Source organism: Kitasatospora sp. NPDC058478 (assembly GCF_042720345.1).
GTDB lineage: Bacteria > Actinomycetota > Actinomycetes > Streptomycetales > Streptomycetaceae > Kitasatospora.
On record NZ_JBHXML010000013.1, the window covers coordinates 41,914 to 62,785 of the forward strand.

20 protein-coding genes are annotated in these 20,872 nt (G+C 72.9%); 18 read left to right on the plus strand and 2 right to left on the minus strand.

Annotation, left to right across the window (positions count from 1 at the left end):
* Positions 1-302 precede the first annotated feature (302 nt).
* The 3 genes from ACFWPT_RS09915 (at position 303) to ACFWPT_RS09925 (ending at position 2,929) form a co-directional block, all read left to right on the plus strand.
* Positions 303-1,226, plus strand: a complete 924-nt coding sequence (locus tag ACFWPT_RS09915; RefSeq protein ID WP_380480835.1) for an NmrA family transcriptional regulator — start codon at positions 303-305, stop codon at positions 1,224-1,226.
* 181 nt (positions 1,227-1,407) lie between these two features.
* Positions 1,408-2,001 carry a DUF1772 domain-containing protein gene (locus tag ACFWPT_RS09920; RefSeq protein WP_380480837.1) on the plus strand — a complete coding sequence of 198 codons (594 nt, stop codon included), beginning with the start codon at positions 1,408-1,410 and terminating at the stop codon, positions 1,999-2,001.
* A 223-nt stretch (positions 2,002-2,224) separates the two neighbouring features.
* Positions 2,225-2,929 (plus strand): polysaccharide deacetylase family protein, encoded by a 705-nt coding sequence (locus ACFWPT_RS09925; protein ID WP_380480839.1) that lies wholly within the window; start codon positions 2,225-2,227, stop codon positions 2,927-2,929.
* A 104-nt stretch (positions 2,930-3,033) separates the two neighbouring features.
* Here the strand turns inward: ACFWPT_RS09925 and ACFWPT_RS09930 are convergent, their stop codons facing one another.
* Positions 3,034-3,528 (minus strand): DUF1772 domain-containing protein, encoded by a 495-nt coding sequence (locus ACFWPT_RS09930; protein ID WP_063350758.1) that lies wholly within the window; start codon positions 3,526-3,528, stop codon positions 3,034-3,036.
* Positions 3,529-3,692: 164 nt separating this feature from the next.
* Here ACFWPT_RS09930 and ACFWPT_RS09935 point away from each other — a divergent pair, with 164 nt between their 5' ends.
* From ACFWPT_RS09935 to ACFWPT_RS09950, 4 genes are all read left to right on the plus strand, one after another.
* Positions 3,693-4,700 (plus strand): AraC family transcriptional regulator, encoded by a 1,008-nt coding sequence (locus tag ACFWPT_RS09935; RefSeq protein WP_380377881.1) that lies wholly within the window; start codon positions 3,693-3,695, stop codon positions 4,698-4,700.
* A 165-nt stretch (positions 4,701-4,865) separates the two neighbouring features.
* On the plus strand, positions 4,866-6,026 hold the full coding sequence (locus ACFWPT_RS09940) for an SGNH/GDSL hydrolase family protein (RefSeq protein WP_380480841.1): 1,161 nt from the start codon (positions 4,866-4,868) through the stop codon (positions 6,024-6,026).
* A 70-nt stretch (positions 6,027-6,096) separates the two neighbouring features.
* Complete coding sequence (locus ACFWPT_RS09945) at positions 6,097-6,729, plus strand: hypothetical protein (protein WP_380480843.1); 633 nt, start codon at positions 6,097-6,099, stop codon at positions 6,727-6,729.
* Positions 6,730-6,901: 172 nt separating this feature from the next.
* Complete coding sequence (locus tag ACFWPT_RS09950) at positions 6,902-8,884, plus strand: LamG-like jellyroll fold domain-containing protein (protein ID WP_380377875.1); 1,983 nt, start codon at positions 6,902-6,904, stop codon at positions 8,882-8,884.
* Between the two features lie 42 nt (positions 8,885-8,926).
* Here ACFWPT_RS09950 and ACFWPT_RS09955 read toward each other — a convergent pair whose 3' ends face one another.
* The gene (locus tag ACFWPT_RS09955; protein WP_380480966.1) at positions 8,927-10,180 is read right to left on the minus strand and encodes an SLC13 family permease; all 1,254 of its coding nucleotides are present in this window, start codon (positions 10,178-10,180) and stop codon (positions 8,927-8,929) included.
* Positions 10,181-10,356: 176 nt separating this feature from the next.
* Between ACFWPT_RS09955 and ACFWPT_RS09960 the strand changes: the two genes are divergently transcribed.
* The 11 genes from ACFWPT_RS09960 (at position 10,357) to hypF (ending at position 20,821) form a co-directional block, all read left to right on the plus strand.
* On the plus strand, positions 10,357-11,412 hold the full coding sequence (locus tag ACFWPT_RS09960) for a hydrogenase expression protein HypE (protein ID WP_363378097.1): 1,056 nt from the start codon (positions 10,357-10,359) through the stop codon (positions 11,410-11,412).
* An 89-nt stretch (positions 11,413-11,501) separates the two neighbouring features.
* Positions 11,502-13,286, plus strand: coding sequence for a nickel-dependent hydrogenase large subunit (locus ACFWPT_RS09965; RefSeq protein WP_063350764.1), 1,785 nt, complete (start codon positions 11,502-11,504; stop codon positions 13,284-13,286).
* Positions 13,283-13,744: a thioredoxin gene (locus ACFWPT_RS09970; protein ID WP_380480845.1), complete on the plus strand. Its 462-nt coding sequence runs from the start codon at positions 13,283-13,285 to the stop codon at positions 13,742-13,744. Before ACFWPT_RS09965 ends, ACFWPT_RS09970 begins: the two co-directional genes overlap by 4 nt.
* Positions 13,741-14,388 (plus strand): DUF5947 family protein, encoded by a 648-nt coding sequence (locus ACFWPT_RS09975; RefSeq protein WP_380480847.1) that lies wholly within the window; start codon positions 13,741-13,743, stop codon positions 14,386-14,388. Before ACFWPT_RS09970 ends, ACFWPT_RS09975 begins: the two co-directional genes overlap by 4 nt.
* The gene (locus ACFWPT_RS09980; RefSeq protein WP_380480849.1) at positions 14,385-15,083 is read left to right on the plus strand and encodes a DUF6084 family protein; all 699 of its coding nucleotides are present in this window, start codon (positions 14,385-14,387) and stop codon (positions 15,081-15,083) included. Before ACFWPT_RS09975 ends, ACFWPT_RS09980 begins: the two co-directional genes overlap by 4 nt.
* Complete coding sequence (locus tag ACFWPT_RS09985) at positions 15,080-16,450, plus strand: hypothetical protein (RefSeq protein ID WP_380480851.1); 1,371 nt, start codon at positions 15,080-15,082, stop codon at positions 16,448-16,450. The genes ACFWPT_RS09980 and ACFWPT_RS09985 overlap by 4 nt, the downstream gene beginning before the upstream one ends.
* Entirely contained in the window at positions 16,447-16,962 is a 516-nt protein-coding gene (locus ACFWPT_RS09990; RefSeq protein WP_380480853.1) for a hydrogenase maturation protease, read from the plus strand. The genes ACFWPT_RS09985 and ACFWPT_RS09990 overlap by 4 nt, the downstream gene beginning before the upstream one ends.
* Entirely contained in the window at positions 16,956-17,069 is a 114-nt protein-coding gene (locus ACFWPT_RS09995) for a DUF6893 family small protein (protein ID WP_380377863.1), read from the plus strand. Before ACFWPT_RS09990 ends, ACFWPT_RS09995 begins: the two co-directional genes overlap by 7 nt.
* Before the next feature lie 217 nt (positions 17,070-17,286).
* Entirely contained in the window at positions 17,287-17,667 is a 381-nt protein-coding gene (gene hypA, locus ACFWPT_RS10000; RefSeq protein ID WP_063350769.1) for a hydrogenase maturation nickel metallochaperone HypA, read from the plus strand.
* Positions 17,668-17,672: 5 nt separating this feature from the next.
* Positions 17,673-18,491 (plus strand): hydrogenase nickel incorporation protein HypB, encoded by an 819-nt coding sequence (hypB, locus tag ACFWPT_RS10005; protein ID WP_380480855.1) that lies wholly within the window; start codon positions 17,673-17,675, stop codon positions 18,489-18,491.
* Complete coding sequence (gene hypF, locus ACFWPT_RS10010; protein ID WP_380480857.1) at positions 18,488-20,821, plus strand: carbamoyltransferase HypF; 2,334 nt, start codon at positions 18,488-18,490, stop codon at positions 20,819-20,821. The genes hypB and hypF overlap by 4 nt, the downstream gene beginning before the upstream one ends.
* Positions 20,822-20,872: the final 51 nt, after the last annotated feature.

The following is a 20,872-nucleotide window of genomic DNA, read 5'->3' on the forward strand; positions in this document are numbered from 1 at the left end:
CCGGCCTGTACTCCGGGTCCGTCTCCCGCCCCACCCGACGCGCGCCCTTCCGTTTGCGGCGGCCCGGGCGGGGGTGTGGGGGCGCTGTGCGGGCGCTGGAGATCCACTGGAGGCCGCCTCAAGGCGGGTGGTTCGTGGCGGGTTGGGTGTGTTCTGGTGGATGGCGAAGCAGACCCGCCCCAGGTCCTGTCCGGCCGGACAGGACCCGGTTCGGGGCACGCCGGGGGACGGTAGACGCTCGCGCATGGATGTGAGTGTGGAGGCTATGGTTCGCCGGCCCGGAGTGGATTTGACTGGTGGACATGAGGACGGACGCGCAGGGTTCGCAGAACCGGCCGGGTCCGCTGGTTTCGTCGACTTCTTCTCCGAATGGGGTGGCTGCTGTGGTTGCCAAGGGTGTTGTGGATCTTCCGGTCGGTGCTGGTGTGGTGCTGGTGGTGGGTGGGACGGGGAAGACCGGTCGGCGGGTGGCGGAGCGGTTGTCGGGGTTGGGGTACGGGGTGCGGGTGGGGTCGCGGTCGGGGGCGGTGGCGTTCGACTGGCACGACGAGGGGACGTGGGAGGCGGCGCTGGAGGGGGTGAGTGCGGCGTATCTGACGTACTACCCGGATCTGGCGTTTCCGGGGGCGGTGGAGGCGGTGGGGGCGTTCGCCCGGTTGGCGGCGCGGCGTGGTGTGGGGCGGCTGGTGCTGCTGTCGGGGCGTGGTGAGGAGGCGGCGGAGGCGGGGGAGAAGGCGGTGATGGAGTCGGGGACCGCGTGGACGGTGGTGCGGTGCGCGTGGTTCAACCAGAACTTCAGTGAGAGTTTCTTCCTGGATCCGGTGCTGGCGGGGGAGTTGGCGTTGCCGGTGGGGGGCGCGGTGGAGCCGTTCGTGGATGCGGAGGACATCGCGGAGGTGGCGGTGGCGGCGTTGACGCGGGCGGGGCATGCGGGGGAGGTGTACGAGTTGACGGGGCCGCGGTTGCTGTCGTTCGCGGAGGTGGCGGTGGAGTTGTCGCGGGCGACGGGTCGTGAGGTGCGGTTCGAGGCGGTGTCGGAGGCGGCGTACCGGGGGGTGTTGGAGGAGGCGGGTCTGCCGGGGGACTTCGCGGAGCTGTTCTCGGTGATCCTGGACGGTCGTAACGCCTCGTTGGGGGACGGGGTGCGGCGGGCGCTGGGGCGTGAGCCGCGCGACTTCGCCGACTTCGCCCGCGAGGCCGCCGCGTCCGGGGTCTGGGACGTGTGAGCCGCCCGCCGCTCCGCACAACTCGCATGCCAGTCAGTTTCGTTGATCTTCGGTGCCGGGCCTCGCCGGCCTCCTGACCGTCCATCCGGGTCGAACCCGGGAGCGGTACGGAAGCCGGTGCCCGGGCACCGTGGTGGCCCCCGCGCTGGGCGGGGGCCGGGGAGAAATCGAAGGATTACCGATGCGCTCGAACCAGACCGCGACTCCAGCTTCCTACTCCGCTCCATCCTCCTTCGGCGGCCTCGCGCCGGGCGCCTCGGCGGCCCCCGCCGCACGGAGCAAGGCCGCCGGGCCCGTCCTGGCGGGCGCCACCATCGCGATGGGCCTGATGGCGGGCCTGTTCTTCGCCTTCGACGTGTCCGTGATGCCGGGCCTCGCGGCGGGCGACGACCGGACGTACGTGACGGCGATGCAGCACATCAACAAGTCGATCGAGAACGGCATGTTCGGCCTGGTCTTCGTCGGCGCCTTCGTGGCGACGGGCGTGGCGGCCTGGCTCCAGCACAAGGCCGGGCGACGGCAGGCGGCACTGTGGGCCGCCGGGGCGACGGTGCTCTACGTGGTGGCCGTGATGGTCACCATGGGCGTCAACATCCCGCTCAACAACCAGCTGGCGCAGGCCGGCGACCCGTCCCAGATCACCGACTTCGCGGGCGTGCGCGCCAAGTTCGAGGGCACCTGGGTGGCCACCAACATGCTCCGCACGCTGCTCTGCACGGGGGGCCTGGCGGCCCTGACCCGGGCGCTGGTCCTGCACGGCCGCGCCTCGCGCTGAACGGCCCGGCCCCGCAACGGGGTTGCCGCCCCTGGTGGATCCCCACCGGGGGCGGTCGCCGTGCCCGGACCTGTGCTCGGACCTGCTCCCGGCCTTGTCTCCGCGGCTGGTCAACCCGCCGGGCGGCTGGCCGAATTCACCCCCGGCCGGTCGCGGCGGCGGCGCCCTTCGGCGCAGACTGGTCGGTACAGGGCGGTTCCGGCACCAGGGGCAGGGGGCAGGCATGGCCGTACATTCCGGCAGGCGCAGGGCGGTTGGGCGGATTCGGACCGCGATCGGCGCACTCGCCGTCGCCCTGGTGGCGGGAGCGGCGGTCGCGGTGCCGGCCGCACCGGCCGAGGCGGCGGGCGCCAAGGCCTACCAGGGCGGGAAGGTCGTCTACCTCACCTTCGACGACGGCCCCAGCCCCACCTACACGCCGAGGATCCTCGGGATCCTCGCCCGCTACGGTGTGCGCGCGACGTTCTTCGAGATCGGGCAGAACGTCGCCGCCCACCCGGCGCTCACCGGGCAGGTCGCCCGGGCGGGCCACAGCGTGCAGAACCACTCCTGGTCGCACCCGGACCTGCGCCGGCTCTCGGCCTCCGCCGTCAACGCCCAGGTGGCGAACACGGACAAGGCGATCCGCGCCCAGACCGGCCGCACCCCGAGCTGCCTGCGCCCGCCCTACGGTGCGGTCAACGGCGCGGTGCGCTCGCGCGCGGCGGCGCTCGGCAAGCAGGTCGTGCTGTGGTCGGTGGACCCGACCGACTGGTCCCGGCCGGGAACGGCGGCCATCCAGTCCCGGGTGCTGAAGAACGTCCGCCCGGGCTCGGTGATCCTGCTGCACGACGGCGGCGGAGACCGCAGCCAGACGGTCGCCGCACTTCCGACGATCCTCTCCACCCTCAAGTCGCGCGGGTACACCTTCGGGACCCTCTGCGGCTAGGGCAAGATCCGCCGGACAGGCCGTAGCCCCCGGACACGCCTTCGAACTCCCACGAAGCAAGCGGGAGTTCGAAGGCGTATCCGGGGGTCCGACCGGGCGCGGGGTCAGGCCTGGCCGTGCAGGATCAGCGCCCAGGCGAGGCAGGCGACGGCGGCGGTGCAGAGCAGGGCGCGCAGCACGTTGAAGCGGACCCAGCGGGCTTCGAAGCGCCCCCGGACGGCGGCCGGGTCGGTGATGCGCCGGGGCTCGCCGCCGGCGGCGAGTTCGTCGTTGAGCGGGATGTTGACGGAGCGGGTGACGCCGATCGCGGCGATGTAGAGCACCAGGGCGGCCACGGTGGCGGGTAGCGCGTGGTGGCCGTCGGAGGGCAGGTGGAGGGCGACGGCGGCGCCGGTGGTGAGGAGCGCGCCGACGAAGCCGAGGACGAACCAGCCGTTCAGGATGGCCACGTTGATGCGCTGCATGACCTCGATGAAGGTGCGGTCCTCGACCCGCGCGAGCGCGGGCATGACCGAGCACGCGAAGGCGTAGAACAACCCGGCGGTCAGTCCACAGGTGACGGTGGCCGCCACCAGTGCGAGTGTGCGTGCCAGTTCCATCTTCGTAGCCCCTCACTGTCTCTGCGTATCTGCTATCTGCGTATCGGTTCGTGCCCCCGTGCGCCGATCATCCGGCATCCGGGCCGCCCGGGCCACCTCGATCACTCAAGACCCTCTCAAATGACGAACCGTCAAATGATGTCTTGCCGTCTACACTTGGGGCCATGGACACTCTGACGGGACTCCTCGACGGCCCCAAGGCCCGCGGTGCGTTCCTGCTGCGCTCGATCCTCACCCCGCCGTGGTCGCTGCGGATCGAGGACCGGGCCCCGCTGTCGGTGGTGACGATGGTCCGCGGCGAGGCCTGGATCCTGCCCGAGCGCGGTACGCCGCTGCTGCTGCACCCCGGCGACGTGGCGATCGTCCGCGGCCCGGAGCCGTACACGGTGGCGGACGACCCCGACACCCCCGTGGACGTGATCGTCGGCCCCGGGCAGGTCTGCACGCGCGGCGGGGTGGACGTCTCCGAGGTGATGTCGCTCGGCGTCCGGACCTGGGGGCAGGGCCGGGAGGGGGACCAGGCGTCCTCGGTGGTCCTGTCCGGCACCTACCAGGCCGAGCACGAGATCGGCCAGCGCCTGCTCGGCTGCCTGCCCGCCCTGCTGGTCCGCCCGGCCGGCACCGGCGCCGACGACACCCTGGTGCACCTGCTGGCCGCCGAGATAGGGCGCAACGAGCCCGGTCAGGAGCTGGTCCTGGACCGCATCCTGGACCTGCTGGTCGTCTCCGTGCTGCGCTCCTGGCTCGCCGCCCCCGACTCCGGCGCCCCGGCCTGGTACCGCGCCCAGCACGACGCCGTCGTCGGGCCGGTGCTGCGGCTGATGCACGACGACCCGGCCACCGCCTGGACGGTCGCCGACCTCGCCCAGCGGGTCGGGGTGTCGCGGGCGGGCCTGGCCCGCCGCTTCACCGGCCTGGTCGGCGAACCGCCGATGGCCTACCTGGCGGGCTGGCGGCTGGCCGTGGCCGCCGACCTGCTGCGCGAACCCGAGTGCACCGTCGCCTTCGCGGCCCGCAAGGTCGGCTACAGCAACGCCTTCGCCCTCTCTGCGGCCTTCAAGCGCGTCCGCGGTGTCAGTCCGCAGGAGCACCGCCGCCTCGCCGCGACCGGCACCCCGGCCCAGCAGGCCGGCTTCTCCGGCCCGGCGGAGACGGTCATCCTGGCGGGCTGACGCCGCGGCCGCCGCCGACGGCCAAGGCCTGGGAATCCAAGACCGGGAATCCAAGGCTGCAATCCCATTTGCCTAAACCCATTAGGCAATCCCATACTGGCTATAGCCGGATGGCAGAAGGTGCACGGCACGGGCAGGACCCGCACAGAACGCGATGGAACAGCGATGAACACCTCTTTCACCACCCCCGTCACCGAGGCCCTGCTGCACGGCCACCTCGACGTCGAGCACACCGGGCGCGGCCTGCTGCCGCACCGCCTGCCCGCCCGGGCACGCCGGCAGATCCCCGACGAACAGCTCGCGATCGCCGAGTCCCAGCCCAGCGGCGTCCGGCTGGCCTTCCGCACCCGCGCCACCGCGATCGACCTGCACACCGTCCCGACCAAGCGGGCCTACGTGGGCGTGCCCACCCCGCCCGACGGGATGTACGACCTCCTCGTCGACGGGCGGCTGACGGCGCAGACCACGGTGTCCGGCGGCAACCTGCGCACCATCGACCTGGCCACCGGCCGCGTCGAGCTGACCCATGGCCCGCCCGGCACCGCCCGGTTCACCGGTCTGCCCGCACGGGACAAGACCGTCGAGATCTGGCTCCCGCACACCGAGACCACCGAACTCCTCGCCCTCGACACCGACGCCCCCGTCACCCCGGCCCCGGACGGCACCCGCCGGCGCTGGCTGCACCACGGCAGCTCGATCAGCCACGGCTCCAACGCCACCCACCCGACCGGCACCTGGCCCGCCCTGACGGCGGCCGCGGCCGGCGTCGACCTGGTCAACCTGGGCTTCGGCGGCAGCGCCCTGCTCGACCCGTTCACCGCCCGCGCCATCCGCGACACCCCCGCCGACCTGATCAGCCTGAAGATCGGCATCAACCTCGTCAACGCCGACGTGATGCGCCTGCGCGCCTTCGTCCCGGCGGTGCACGGCTTCCTCGACACCGTCCGCGAAGGACACCCGGCCACGCCGCTGCTCGTCGTCTCCTCGATCCTCTGCCCGATCCAGGAGGACACCCCGGGGCCCCTCGCCGCCGACTTCAGCACCGGGGCACTGCGCTTCCGGGCCACCGGCGACCCGGCCGAGACCGCGGCGGGCCGCCTCACCCTCACCGTCATCCGGACCGAACTCGCCCGCATCGTCGCCGCCCGCGTCGCCGACGGCGACCTCAACCTGCACTACCTGGACGGCCGTTCGCTCTACGGCCAGACCGACCACGACGACCACCCGCTCCCCGACGACCTGCACCCGGACCAGTCCGGCCACCACCGCATCGCCGAGCACTTCACCCGCCTCGCCTTCGGAGACACCGGCCCGTTCGCGGACTGACCCGCCCGCCGCCGCCCTCGTGCGCGACAATGATGCGATCAAGGGTCAATGGCCAAGGGGGAGAAGGTCGATGAAGCACGCGAGGACCGTGATGGCCGCAAGCCTGGCCGCGGCCGGGGCAGCCGTGGCACTGGCCGGTTGCGGATCGGTGAGCGCACCGGGCAGTGCGACCGGCGGTACGCCGGTCGGCAGCGCCCCCGCCACCGCGACCACCCCGGCCCGAGAACCCGGTCAGGCCGGGGCCGAGGCCCTGGCCCGCCACGACCGGCTCTTCCCCCAGGTCGCGGCGAAATGCGCGGGCGTCGCCGCCACACCGCCGTCCGCCCCGGCCGCCGCCCCCACGGGCGACGGCGGTACCTGGGCCGACAAGTACGCGGAGAACCACGCCTACAAACAGACCGTCAGGCTCCTCGCCGACGCCCAATGCCGCGGCGCGGCCCACGCGGCACGGATCGCGGACGCCCTGCGGCCCGCCGGCGCGCCGGCCGTCCTCGACGAAGCCGGCCTCCGCGCGGCCCTCCAACGCCTCGGCTACCCGGCCGAGCTGGTCAACGTCCGCACCTCCGCCGGCGCCCCCGGCTTCGACCTCGAAATCCCCGAAGCCGTTCTCTGCGTCAGCGGCCTGCTGACCGCCCGGCCCGACATCCGCCCGCACGGCATGTACCTGGACGGCGGCTGCACCGAGCCCAAGGGCGGCCACTGACCAGGCCCACTGACCAGGCCCGCTGACCCGGCCGCGGAGGCCGGGCAGGGAGCAGCAGCCTGCGGGGGACGTTCCCCGGGCGTTCACCGTGCGGAGGCCGGCCGTCCGGTCAGCGGTCCGCGTCGTGCCCCTAGCGTCGCGATCACCGTGTACGGCCCGAGGAGCTGCCCCGATGAACCACCATCAGAACGACCTTCCCCACGACGACCACGGGTCGAGCTGCCCGCGGACCGTCGGGTTCGACTCCGACGCGCCGGCGGCGGCCGGACGCCGCGCCTTCCTGCGCGCGACGGGGCTGGTCGGCGCCGGGCTGGCGGTCCTCGGGGCGGGCTCCACAACGACGGCGACGGCGGCAGCGGCGGACGGGCCCACCGACGCGACGGCCGACGCCTTCGGCGCGCCCGCCGCCGCGGACGACGGCCGGGGCGCCTGGGATCCGGACCCGGACGGCCCCCGCTTCTCCCTGGCGGTGATGCCCGACACCCAGTACCTCTTCGACGACGACCGGATCCACCCCGCCCCGCTGGAGGCCTCGCTGCGCCACGTGCTGGACGGCAGCGACGAGAACTTCGTCTTCCTCGCGCACCTGGGCGACGTCACCCAGAACGGCAAGGCCGAGGAGTTCGCCGCCGCGGGCAAGGCCTTCACCCTCCTCGACCGCCACGGCGCGGCCTACAGCGTCCTGGCCGGCAACCACGACGTCGGCTCGGGCGGCGACGACCAGCGGGGCCGGACGGCGTACCTGGACACCTTCAACCCGGCCCGGTTCGCCCGCTCTGCGACCTTCAAGGGCGCGAGCCCGGACGGCTACAACACCTACCACCTGTTCCGGGGAGCCGGCCGGGACTGGATGGTGCTCTCGCTGGACTGGCGGCTGTCCGACCGCGGCTTCGCCTGGGCGAACTCGGTGATCGCCCAGCACCCGACCGTGCCGGTCATCCTCACCACCCACGACCTCGCCTACGCCGACGACGGCGGCGCCGCCCAGCTGTCCGACCACGGGCACGCCCTCTGGGACAGGCTGATCAGCGGCAACGACCAGATCTTCCTCACCCTGAACGGCCACTACTGGCCGCCCGGCAGCACCACGCTGACCAACAAGGCCGGCCACGACGTCCACGTCCACATCACCAACTACCAGAACCGGTACTACGGCGGCGCGGCGATGATCCGCGCCTACCGCTTCGACCTGGACCGCAACACCATCGACGTGCGGACGTACTCGCCCTGGATCCAGCAGCTGGCGGCCGAGAAGGTCAACCGCCTCGCCAGCGAGGAGATCGAGCTGACCGGCCCGGTGGACAGCTTCTCGGTGCAGGTGGACTTCGCGCGGCGGTTCGCCGGCTTCGCCCCGGTCCCGGCCCGCCCGGCCCGCCCCGCACGTCAGCTGACGATCCCGGGAACGGTCGCCTACTGGCGCTTCGACGGCGGACGGCCGGACGGCAGCGCCGTCGCCGACTCCCAGGTCGTCAAGGACCTGAGCGGCCACGGCAACGACCTCGTGAGCCAGACCGCCCCGGGCAGCCCGGCCGGGACGCTCACCTGGTCCACCGAGTCCCACCCCGACCAGCCCGGCCGCGGCAGCCTCTACTTCGCGGGCCGGGGCAAGCCGGTCCAGGGCGCGTACCTGCAGACCGTCGCCAAGGCCCCGATGAACGCCGACACCTTCCAGCAGGGCTACACCTTCGAGGCGTTCTTCAAGCTGCCGGCCGACTGGGACGCCGGCCGCAACGCCTGGACGGCGCTGCTCAGCCGCTGGGGCACCAGCGGGGAGGCGGGGAAGAGCGGCCCCGACACCGACCCGCAGGAGCCGGTCGCCACGCTCAGCCTGTCCGGCGGGCGGGAACTGCAGTGGTGCGTCTACCCGACCAACCTGAGCGGCCCCGTCACCAACTGGGGCCACGAACTCCCGCTCGGCGCCTGGTGGCACGTCGCGGTCGTCAACAACAAGCGGCTCACCCGGATGTACGTGAACGGCTGCGAGGTCGTCCGCAACCCCTCGACACCGTCCGAGGGCCTCAGCACCCTCGGCCACCCCTGGCTGCTCGGCGGCTACGAGTACGGCGGCGCGCTCAACCAGGTGTTCCACGGCTGGATCGGCGACGTCCGGGTGGTCAACCGCCCCCTGCCGGTCCGGGACTTCATGATCTCCTGACACCCCGCGCCCCGGGGCGCCCGCCCCACGGGCGCCCCGCCGTCAGCCTCCCAGGGCCAGCAGCGAGGCCCACAACGCCAGGACGGACAGCACCAGCGCCGACGGGACGGTGAGCAGGCCGAGGCGGGTGAACTCGCCCAGCCGGACGGTGCTGCCGTGCTGCTGGACGATCTTGCGCCACAGCAGGGTGGCCAGGGAGCCGGCGTAGGTGAGGTTGGGGCCGATGTTCACGCCGAGCAGCATCGCCAGCACCGCACCCGGGCCGGAGGCCGCCGTCAGCGGCAGCAGGACCAGGACGGCGGGCAGATTGTTGATCACGTTCGCGAGGACGGCGGCCAGCGCGGCGACCGCGAGCAGGGACGGCAGGCCGGTGCCGGCGGGGACCACGTGGCCGAGCGCGGTGGCGAGGCCGTTGTCGACGACGGCGCGGACGACGATCGCGAGGGCGACGACGAAGGCGAGGAACGGAACGTTCGCGGCCCGGACGACCGCCGTCGGCGTGATGCGGCGCCGGGCGAGCGCCCGGCCGGCCAGCACGAGGGCTCCCGCCGCGGCCGCCCACGCCGGATTGACGCCCAGCGCGGAGGTGAGGACGAACCCGCCGAGCGTGCAGGCCACGACGACAAGCGCGAACAGCGGCAGCTCGGGGGCCACCTCGTCCGGTGGCGGCGGGGCCGCGCTGTCCAGGTCGGCGGCGAAGAACCGGCGGAAGACCACGTACTCGGCGCCGATCGCCACCAGCCACGGCAGGGCCATCAGCGCGGCGAACCGGGTGAAGCTCAGGCCGCTGGCCGCGAACGCCAGCAGGTTGGTCAGGTTGGACACCGGAAGCAGCAGCGACGCGGTGTTCGACAGGTGCGCGCAGGCGTAGACGTGCGGCTTCGGCCGGGCGCCGAGCCGGGTGGCGGTCGCGAACACCACCGGGGTCAGCAGCACCACCGTCGCGTCCAGGCTCAGCACCGCGGTGATCACCGAGGACAGGGCGAACACCTGCACCAGCAGCCGTCCGGGCCGCGCGGCGGTCCGGGCCATCCACGCCCCGCAGGCGTGGAACAGTCCCTCCTCGTCGCACAGCTGCGCCAGCACCAGCACTGCGGCCAGGAACCCGACCACCGGCCCCAGCCGTTCGGCCTCCTCCAGCGCGTGCGCGGGCGATATGGCGCCGGTGGCGACCAGCAGGGCGGCGGCGGGCACCGCGACGGCGGCCTCGGGCCAGCCCCACGGCCGGACGACGGCGCAGGCCAGTACGGCCAGCAGCAGTACCAGTGCCAGGCCCTCCGCGAGCGGGGTGTTCAGTGCGGGCTCCCTTCGAGACCAGCCGAGTCCGGCTGACGGCCACCCGGACGGGTGCGCCGGCTTGCGTCCCTTCGAGCGACCCGCCCGGCTCTCTGGACCGGCGGCCGGACTGAACTGCTGCTATGAATTTTTTGAGCCTATCTGTCCGGCTCCCGTTTTTTTGAGGAGGCATCCTCATGGGTGCGGTTGCAACAACTTCAGCCGACGCCGCCGTGGTGCACATTCTCTGGATCAATGCGGGTCTGAGCTGCGACGGGGACTCGGTCTCCCTGACCGCGGCGATGCAGCCCAGCATCGAGGAGATCGTCACCGGCGCACTCCCCGGCCTGCCGAAGGTCGCCGTCCACTGGCCGCTGATCGACTTCGAGTGCGGTCCGGTCCAGGGCGCGGACAACTTCGTGGAGTGGTTCTTCAAGGCGGACCGCGGCGAGCTCGACCCCTTCGTCCTGGTCGTCGAGGGTTCCATCCCGAACGAGACGATCAAGGAGGAGGGCTACTGGTGCGGCTTCGGCGACGACCCGGACACCGGCCAGCCGATCACCACCAGTGAGTGGCTGGACCGCCTCACCCCCAAGGCCACCGCGGTGGTCGCCATCGGCACCTGTGCCACCTACGGCGGCATCCACGCGATGGCCGGCAACCCGACCGGTGCCATGGGCGTGCCCGACTACCTGGGCTGGGACTGGAAGTCCAAGGCGGGCCTGCCGATCGTCTGCGTGCCGGGCTGCCCGATCCAGCCCGACAACTTCGCCGAGACGCTGACCTACCTGCTGTACCAGCTGGCCGGTTCCGCGCCGATGATCCCGTTGGACGACAAGCTGCGTCCGGCCTGGCTGTTCGGCGCGACCGTGCACGAGGGCTGCGACCGCGGCGGGTACTACGAACAGGGCCAGTTCGCCACCGACTACGGCACGCCCGAGTGCCTGGTGCGCCTCGGCTGCTGGGGCCCGGTCGTCAAGTGCAACGTCGCCAAACGCGGCTGGATCAACGGCATCGGCGGCTGCCCCAACGTCGGCGGCATCTGCATCGCCTGCACCATGCCGGGCTTCCCCGACAAGTTCATGCCGTTCATGGACCCGCCGCCCGGCTCCCGGGTCTCCACGGGCGCCAGCTCGGCGTACGGGGCGGTGATCCGCCGCCTGCGCACGATCACGGGCCGGACGGTCGACCAGGAGCCCAAGTGGCGGCACACCGGGCGCCGTCTGACCACCGGTTACCGCCCGCCGTGGTGACCCCTTTCCCCCTTCGGCCCGCCCGCCCCGCCCGGGGCGGGCGGGCCGTTGCAGAGCCTCCTCCCGCTGACAGAAGGGCATGACAGACGATGGCACCGACGACCAGGACGGCCGGCGACGGCAACGGTCTGGTGGAGATGTCCTGGGACCCGATCACCCGGATCGTGGGCAGCCTGGGCATCCACACGAAGATCGACTTCAAGCAGAAGAAGGTCGCGGAGTGCTACAGCACCTCCTCGGTCTTCCGCGGCTACAGCGTCTTCATGCGCGGCAAGGACCCGCGCGACGCGCACTTCATCACCAGCCGGATCTGCGGCATCTGCGGCGACAACCACGCCACCTGTTCGGTCTACGCGCAGAACATGGCCTACGGGGTCAAGCCCCCGCACCTCGGCGAGTGGATCATCAACCTCGGCGAGGCCGCCGAGTACATGTTCGACCACAACATCTTCCAGGAGAACCTGGTCGGGGTCGACTACTGCGAGAAGATGGTCCGCGAGACCAACCCCGGCGTCCTGGAACTGGCCGAACGCACCGAGGCACCCCACGCCGGCGACCACGGGTACCGCACCATCGCTGACATCATGCGCTCGCTGAACCCCATCGAGGGCGAGTTCTACCGCGAGGCGCTCCAGGTCAGCCGCTACACCCGGGAGATGTTCTGCCTGATGGAGGGCCGCCACGTGCACCCCTCCACCCTCTACCCCGGCGGCGTCGGCACGGTGGCCACCGTCCAGCTGTTCACCGACTACCTGACCCGGCTGATGCGCTACGTGGAGTTCATGAAGAAGGTCGTGCCGCTGCACGACGACCTCTTCGACTTCTTCTACGAGGCCCTGCCCGGCTACGAGGAGGTCGGCCGGCGCCGCGTCATGCTCGGCTGCTGGGGCAGCCTCAACGACCCGGACCACTGCGACTTCACCTACCGCAACATGACGGACTGGGGCCGGCGGATGTTCGTCACCCCGGGCATCGTGGTGGACGGCAAGCTCGTCACCAACGACCTCACCGAGATCAACCTCGGCATCCGCATCCTGCTCGGCAGCTCCTACTACGAGGACTGGCAGGGCAAGGAGCTCTTCGTCACCCACGACCCGCTGGGCAACCCCGTCGACCCCCGCCACCCCTGGAACCAGCACACCATCCCCGCCCCGCAGAAACGCGACTTCGACGACAAGTACAGCTGGGTGATGTCCCCCCGCTGGTTCGACGGCAAGGACTACCTCGCCCTCGACACCGGCGGCGGTCCGATCGCCCGCCTGTGGTCCACCGCGCTGTCCGGACTGGTCGACATCGGCTACATCAAGGCCACCGGACACAGCGTGCAGATCAACCTGCCGCGCTCCATGACCAAGCCGGAGACCACCTTCGAGTGGAAGATCCCGCAGTGGAGCAACGCCATCGAACGCAACCGCGCCCGCACCTACTTCCAGGCCTACGCGGCCGCCGCGGCCCTGCACTTCGCCGAGAAGGCGCTCGACGAGGTCCGCGCCGGGCGCAGCCAGACCTGGGAGCGCTTCGAGGTGCCGGACGAGTCGATCGGCTGCGGCTTCACCGAGGCCGTACGCGGCGTGCTGTCCCACCACATGGTGATCCGGGACGGCAAGATCGCCAACTACCACCCCTACCCGCCGACCCCGTGGAACGCCAGCGTCCGCGACAGCTTCGGCACCCCCGGCCCCTACGAGGACGCCGTCCAGAACACCCCGATCTTCGAGGAGAACCCCCCGGAGACCTTCAAGGGCATCGACATCATGCGCGCCGTGCGCAGCTTCGACCCCTGCCTGCCCTGCGGCGTCCACATGTACCTGGGCGACGGCAGGACGGTGCAGACCATGCACGTGCCCACCGGGCTGAGCGGACTCACCGCATGACCCCGGAACAGGCGGGGGCCCGCATCCAGGAGGCCCTGGACCAACTGGCCGGCGCCGACGCCCAGGAGGCCGGCGAGCACCTCGTCCGCGAACTGATGGCCCTCTACGGCGACGCCCTGGCCCGCCTCGTCCAGGCCCTGCCGCCCGCCGTGCTGGCCCGGCTGCTGGACGAACCGTCGCTGGCCGGCCTGCTCGTCCTGCACGACCTGCACCCCGAGGACGTCACCGCCCGCATCACCCGCGCACTCGCCACCCTGCCCGAACCGGTCGACCTGGCCGCCTTCGACCCCGCCACCGGCACCGCCCGGCTGCGCCGCACCCGCAGCGGCTGCGGGTGCGGCGAACAGGACATCGAGAACGCCCTGGCCTGCCACGCCCCCGAGGTCACCGCGGTCGAGCTCGAACGCCCCGCAGAACTGCTGCAGATCGGCGCTCGGCCCCCGGCGGACCCGCGATGACCTTCCGCCAGCTCGACCGGCCCGGCACCGCGCTGCTGCGCCGGCTGCGGGAGCCCGCACCCCCGCAGCCGCAACGCTGCGAGTTCTGCGGCCGGCACCTGCCCGCCGAGCACCGCCACCTGGCGGACACCGACCAGCAGGCGCTCACCTGCGCCTGCACCGCCTGCGCCCTGCTGTTCCAGCAGCCCGGCGCGGCCGACGGCCGCTACCACGCCGTCCCCGACCGCTACCTGACCGACCCGGCCCACCCCCTCGGCGAGGACGCCTGGGCCGCCCTCGGCATCCCCGTCGCCACCGCGTTCCTGCTGCGCACCACACGACTGCAGCGGTCCGTCCTGCTCTACCCAGGACCGGGCGGCGCGACCGAGGCCGAACCCGACGAGGCCGTCTGGCAGGCCGCGCTCGGCGGCAGCCGCCTGTACGCCGCACTGCGGCCGGACGTGGAGGCGCTGCTGCTGCGGCGCGACACCGACGGCATCCAGTGCTACCTGGTGCCGGTCGACGTCTGCTACGAACTCGTCGGCCGACTGCGGCGCTGCTGGAAGGGCTTCGACGGCGGGGCCGAGGCACGCGCCGAACAGACCGCCTTCTTCGACCGCCTGGCCGCCCGGTCCCGCGTCCTCCCCGAAGGCGGCGCCCGGTGACCTCGATCTCCTTCGCCTGCACCGGAGTGCGGGCCGATCCCTACGCCGCCGGGCCCGCCCTGGTCTTCCGGCTGCGCATCACCGCCCCCGCCGAGGTGCGGGTGCACGCGCTGGCGCTGCGCTGCCAGCTGCGGATCGAACCGGCCCGGCGCCGCTACGGCGACGCCGAGGGCGGGCGGCTGACCGACCTGTTCGGCGAGCGCTCACGCTGGGCCGGAACCCTCCACCCGGTCCAGTTCGCCCAGGTCCCGCTGCTGGTCGGCGCGTTCACCGGCGAGACCGAGACCGACCTGGTGGTGCCCTGCACCTACGACATGGACGTCTCCGCCGCCCGCTACCTCGCCGCACTGGACGACGGGGACGTGCCGCTGCTGCTGCTCTTCTCGGGCACCGCCTTCGCCGGCCCCGGCGGCTTCCAGGTCACCCCGGTGGCCTGGGACCAGGAAGCCGCCGTGCGGATGCCGGTCAAGGTCTGGCGGGAGGCGATCGACGCGCACTTCCCGGGCTGCGGCTGGCTCCGGCTGCCCGCCGACCTGATGGCCGAACTGCTCGCCTACCGCTCCCGGCGCGCCCTGCCGTCCTGGGAGGCCACCGTGCGCGAACTGCTCGGCACGGCCCGGACCACGAAGCCGTCCCAGGCCGCGAAGCCACCCCAGGCCGTCAAGGCGGCCCAGACCGCGAAGGGGGAGCGGTGACCGCGCCCGCCCACGAGAGCGAGAACAGGTTCGCCCACGCCCGGCAGATCGCCGACGCAGTCCTGTTCGAGGGCTACGTGCTCTACCCCTACCGGGCGTCAGCGGCCAAGAACCGGCTGCGCTGGCAGTTCGGCGTCCTGACCCCGCCGCGCTACGGCGCCGACAGCGGTGAGCACTCCCACCAGCGCACCGAATGCGTGATGGAAGCGCGCCAGGGCGACCAGCTGGCCGTCGAACTGCGCTTCCTGCGCCTCCAACGGCGGACGGTCCAAGAAGCAGGCAGACAGGGCGGATTCCGGACCGTCGAGGAGCTGGAGCTCGCCGACCGGGTGCTCGTCCCCTGGGACGAAGGGGTCGAGGAACGGATCGAACTCCTCATCCCAGTTGAGGAATTGGCGGCCGGTGAAGCCGTCCGCAGCTTCGAACTCGACGCGTCCGAGGGCGAGGAACGGCTCGTCGAGGACGGCACGTTGGCCGGGCGGCTCCTGCGCCGCCGGGAACGGGTCCAGGGCCGCCTGCGGATCGCCGCCCAGGACGTACCCGGCCCCTACCGGGCGCAGCGGCTGACCGTCGTGGTGGAGAACACCTCCGACTGGGATCCGACTCCCGGCGCCCGACGCGAGACCGCACTGGCACACGCCCTCGTCTCGGCCCACCTGCTGCTCGGCCTCGACCGCGGCTCCTTCCTCTCGGCGACCGACCCGCCCGAGTGGGCGGGCGAGGCGGTGCGCGCCTGCCGCAACGAGCACACCTGGCCCGTACTGGCAGGCCCGCCAGGCAGCGGCAAGGTGCTGCTCTCCTCGCCGATCATCCTGGAGGACCACCCGCACATCGCCCCCGAGAGTCCCGGCGCGCTCTACGACGCCACCGAGATCGACGAGATCCTCGCGCTGCGCACCGCGGCCCTGACCGAGCGGGAGAAGCGCGAGGCCCGGGGCACCGACGACCGGGCCGGCGCGGTGATCGACCTCGCCGACTCGATGCCCCCCGAGATCCTGGAACGGCTGCACGGCGCCGTCCGGGGGCTGCGCGAACTCACCCACCCCGAAGCCGGGGCGGACCGGCCCTGGTGGGATCCGGGCAACGACCCGCAGGCCGACCCCGGACGGGACCAGGTGATGATCGACGGCCGCCCGGTCGCCGCCGGCAGCCGGGTGCGGCTCCGGCCCGGTCGTCGCCGCACCGACGCCCAGGACCTGTTCCTGCACGGGCGCACCGCGCTGGTGGAGGCGGTGCTGCACGACGTCGACGGTTCGGTGCACCTGGCCGTCACCGTGGACGACGACCCGGGCGCCGACCTGTGGCGGGCGCAGGGCCGCTTCCGGTACTTCCAGCCGGACGAGGTCGCGTTGGTGGAAGAGCGGTGAGCGCCGACCGGACCGGGCGGGTCCTGGTCGCCGGGGTCGGCAACATCTTCCTCGGCGACGACGGCTTCGGGGTCGAGACCGTCCGGCGCCTCGCCGCCCGGGACCTTCCCACCGGCGTCGAGCTCCTCGACGTCGGCGTGCGCGGCGTCCACCTGGCCTACCAACTCCTCGACGGCTACCGGACGCTGGTGCTCGTCGACGCCACCGCGCGCGGCGGCGAGCCGGGGACGGTGTACCTGATCGAAGCGGACGCCGGACCGGTGGAGTCGATGGTCCTGGACGGCCACCGGATGGGCCCGGACGCCGTGCTCGCCCTGCTCGCCACCCTGGCCGCCGGAACGGGCGGCACCGCGCCCGAGCGGGTCCTGGTGGTCGGCTGCGAACCCGCCTCACTGGAGGAGGGAATCGGACTGAGCACCCCGGTGGCCGCCGCCGTCGACGAGGCGGTCGCCGTGATCCTGCGCGTCCTCACCACGGACGCACCCACCCACAGAGAGGCGGCACCATGCTGAAGAACCTCGCCGTCGCGGCCGCCGCGGCCGTCCTGGCCGCAGTCGCGGCGCTGATCTGGCAGAGCCTTCCCGACCTGAGGCGCTACCTGCGGATCCGGCGGATGTAGGAGCGGACGCGGTAGCGGAGCAGTACGCGCGGGGGCCACCACCGGCGTGCTGCGAACAGGTAGTCACGGGTGCGGCGGCGGCGCGGCTTCGAGCCGTTCCCGCCGCCGCACCCTGTAATGGGGCCTGTTGCTCACGGGGCCTGTTGCTCACGGGGCCCGGACACCGGGCCCGCGCCCCCAAGGAGCCGGGCGCCTCCAACGGCGGGAAACGAGACAGATGCACGAGATGTCGATCGCGACGGCCGTCGTCGACCAGGTGGACCGGGCTGCCCGCGCACACGGGGAGAGCGCCGTGGCCAGAGTCCGGCTGCAGATCGGCGAACTGGCCGGAGTCGTCCCGTCGGCACTCGACTTCTGCTTCGAACTGGCCTGTGCCGGAACGCTGTTGGAAGGTGCGGTGCTGGAGACCGAGGCCGTCGCCGCACGGGCGAAGTGCACGCCCTGCGGGGTCGAGTGGAGCGTCGGCATGCCGCCCGACCTGGGCTGCCCGCGCTGCGCCGGTGCCAGGGTCGAACTGCTGGCCGGGCGTGAGCTGCAGATCCTCGGCGTCGAGTGGTCCGAGCCCCCGGCGGGCGCCCGGACCGATCAAGGAGGCTGAAACCGATGTGTCGCACCGTCGATCTCCGGCAGGCGGTTCTCGCCCGCAACGACGACGACGCCCGGCGGCTGCGGGCGGAACTGGCCGCCCGGGGCACCGTCGTGGTGAACCTGCTGTCCAGCCCGGGCAGCGGCAAGACGGCGCTCCTGGAGGCCGAACTCGGCCTGGCCCGGGAGCGCGAGGTGCCCGTCGCGGCCCTCACCGCCGACCTCGCCACCGAGAACGACGCGCGCCGGCTGGCCCGTTCGGGCGCGCCGGTGAAGCAGGTCCTCACCGACGGGCTGTGCCACCTGGAGACGGCGATGCTGCGCGGGCACCTGGCCGGCTGGTTGCCGCCGGACACCCGGCTGCTGTTCGTCGAGAACGTCGGCAACCTGGTCTGCCCCGCCTCCTACGACCTCGGCGAGTCGCTGCGGGTCGTCCTCGCCTCGGTCACCGAGGGAGAGGACAAGCCGCTCAAGTACCCGACCGCCTTCGGACTGGCCAACCTGGTGCTGGTCACCAAGGCGGACCTCGCCGTCGCGGCACAGTTCGACGAAGCCGCCTTCCTCGCGAGCGTCGCGCGGGTCAACCCGGGGGTGGAGGTGGTCTTCACCTCGGCCCGCACCGGGCAGGGCGCCGGGGCGCTGCTGGACCGGGCGCTCGCGGTGCTGGCCGGCGCGCAGGTCCACCGGCCGGTGATGGCCGGCGCGCACGACCACGACCACACCCACGGCAACGACCACAGCCACGACCACGGCAACAACCACAACCACAGCCACGGCAACGACCACGCCCACGCGGGGGCCCACGACCACCCGCACCCGGCCGTGGACCTGTCGTGACCACGGATCAGCAGCCGCCCCTGCTCCAGCGCCGCCGGGTCGCCGTGCGCGGACTCGTCCAAGGCGTCGGATTCCGACCGTTCGTCTTCACCCTCGCCACCGAACTCGGCCTGTCCGGCAGCGTCACCAACACCGGCGATGGCGTACTCGCCGAGATCGAGGGCACCGGCGAGGCGGTGACCGCGTTCTGCCGACGCATCGCCAGCGACGCGCCCCCGCTCGCCGATGTCGCCTCGGTGGACCACCAGCCGCTGGCCGTCACCGGCACACCGGGCTTCGTCATCACACCCTCCCGCGCCGACGGACCGCACCGCACCCAGATCCCCCCGGACACCGCCACCTGCGCCGACTGCCTCGCCGAACTGGCCGACCCCGCCGGCCGCCGCTACCGGCACCCGTTCATCAGCTGCACCAACTGCGGGCCCCGGCACACCATCGTCACCGCCCTGCCGTACGACCGGGCCAACACCACGATGGCGGCCTTCGCGATGTGCCCCGACTGCGCCCGCGAGTACGCGGACCCGGCCGACCGGCGCTTCCACGCCCAGCCCGTCGCCTGCCACACCTGCGGCCCGACCCTCACCCTGTCCGTCCCCGGGCTCCCCGTGCTCGACGGCGAGCAGGCGCTCACCGAGGCCCGGCGCCTGATCACCTGCGGAGCGGTCCTGGCCGTCAAGGGCATCGGCGGCTACCACCTGGCCTGCGACGCCACCGACGCGGACACTGTCGCCCTGCTGCGCCGGCGCAAGCGGCGCGGTGACAAGCCCTTCGCCCTGATGGCCCGCGACCTCGAACAGCTCAGGGCACTGGCGGCATCCGGGGCGGTGGAGCTGGGGCCCGTCGAGGAGGAACTGCTCACCGGCCCGGTGCGGCCGATCGTGCTGCTGCGCCGGGGGGCACACCGGATCGCCGAGCTGGAAGCCGCCGCTCCGCGCAGCCCCGACCTCGGCGTGCTGCTGCCGTACACCCCGCTGCACCACCTCCTGCTCGCCCCTCCCGGCCCCGGACTGCTGGTCATGACCAGCGCGAACCTCTCCGGCGAGCCCATCGTGACGGACGACCGGGAGGCCCTCGCCCGCCTCGCCCCGCTGGTCGACGGCTGGCTCACCCACGACCGCCCCATCCACGTGCCCTGCGAGGACTCCGTGGTGCGGGTGGTGGACGGGCACCTGCTGCCGGTACGGCGCTCGCGCGGCTACGTGCCGCTCCCGGTGCCCCTGCCGGTGCCGGTGCGGCCCGCGCTGGCCGCGGGCGGCGACCTCAAGAACACGTTCGCGCTGGCCCGGGACGGCTACGCCTGGCTGTCCGGCCACCTCGGCGACATGGACGACCTCGCCACCCTGCGGGCGTTCGACCGCGCGGTGGACCACCTCGGGGCCGTCACCGGCGTGCAGCCCGAGGTGCTCGTCGTCGACCGCCACCCCGGCTACCGCTCCGCCCGGCACGTGCGCAGGTCGGCCCGGGGCCGTGAGGTGCGGGACGTCCAGCACCATCACGCGCACATCGCCTCGGTGATGGCCGAGCACGGTCTCGACGGCAGCCGGCCCGTGATCGGGATCGCCTTCGACGGCACCGGTTACGGAGTGGACGGCGCGGTGTGGGGTGGAGAGGCGCTGCTGGCCGACTACCGGGGCTTTCGGCGTCTCGCCCGGCTCGACTACGTTCCGCTGCCGGGGGGCGATGCGGCCGTGGTGCGTCCGTACCGGATGGCGCTGGCCCATCTGCGGGCGGCAGGGCTCCCGTGGGCGGCCGGCCTGCCGCCGGTGCGCTCCTGCCCTGAAGACGAACTCCGACTGCTGTCACAGCAGTTGGATCGATCGGTGAACTGCGTGCCGACCTCCAGCATGGGCCGGCTGTTCGATGCCGTGTCCTCGCTGGCCGGGGTCTGCCAGAAAGCCGGGTACGAGGCGCAGGCGGCGATCGAGCTGGAGGCGGCCGCCCTCGCGCACGGGCCGGTGGCCGGCCCGGGGGAGGGCTACGCATTCCAACTCGTCGACGAGGGCGGGATGATGACCGCCCGACCCGGGCCGGTGCTGGCTGCGGTGGTGGCGGACCTGGCAGCAGGGGCGCCGCCCGGGCTGATCGCCGCCCGGTTCCATGCGGCGGTGGCCGCGCTGGTGCGGGCGGTCTGCGCCGATATCAGGCGGCGGCACGGCACCGGGACGGTCGCGCTGAGCGGCGGCGTCTTCGCCAACGCGCTGCTGTCCTCGGCATGCGCGCGGGGTCTGGCGGAGGACGGGTTCACCGTGCTGCGGCACCGCCGGGTGCCGCCCAACGACGCGGGGCTCGCGCTCGGCCAGTTGATGGTGGCGGCGCGGGCCGACGACTGAGCGCCCCGCGCGTACGGAGTTCGGCAGGTTCGGAGGAACCGGAGAGAGGAG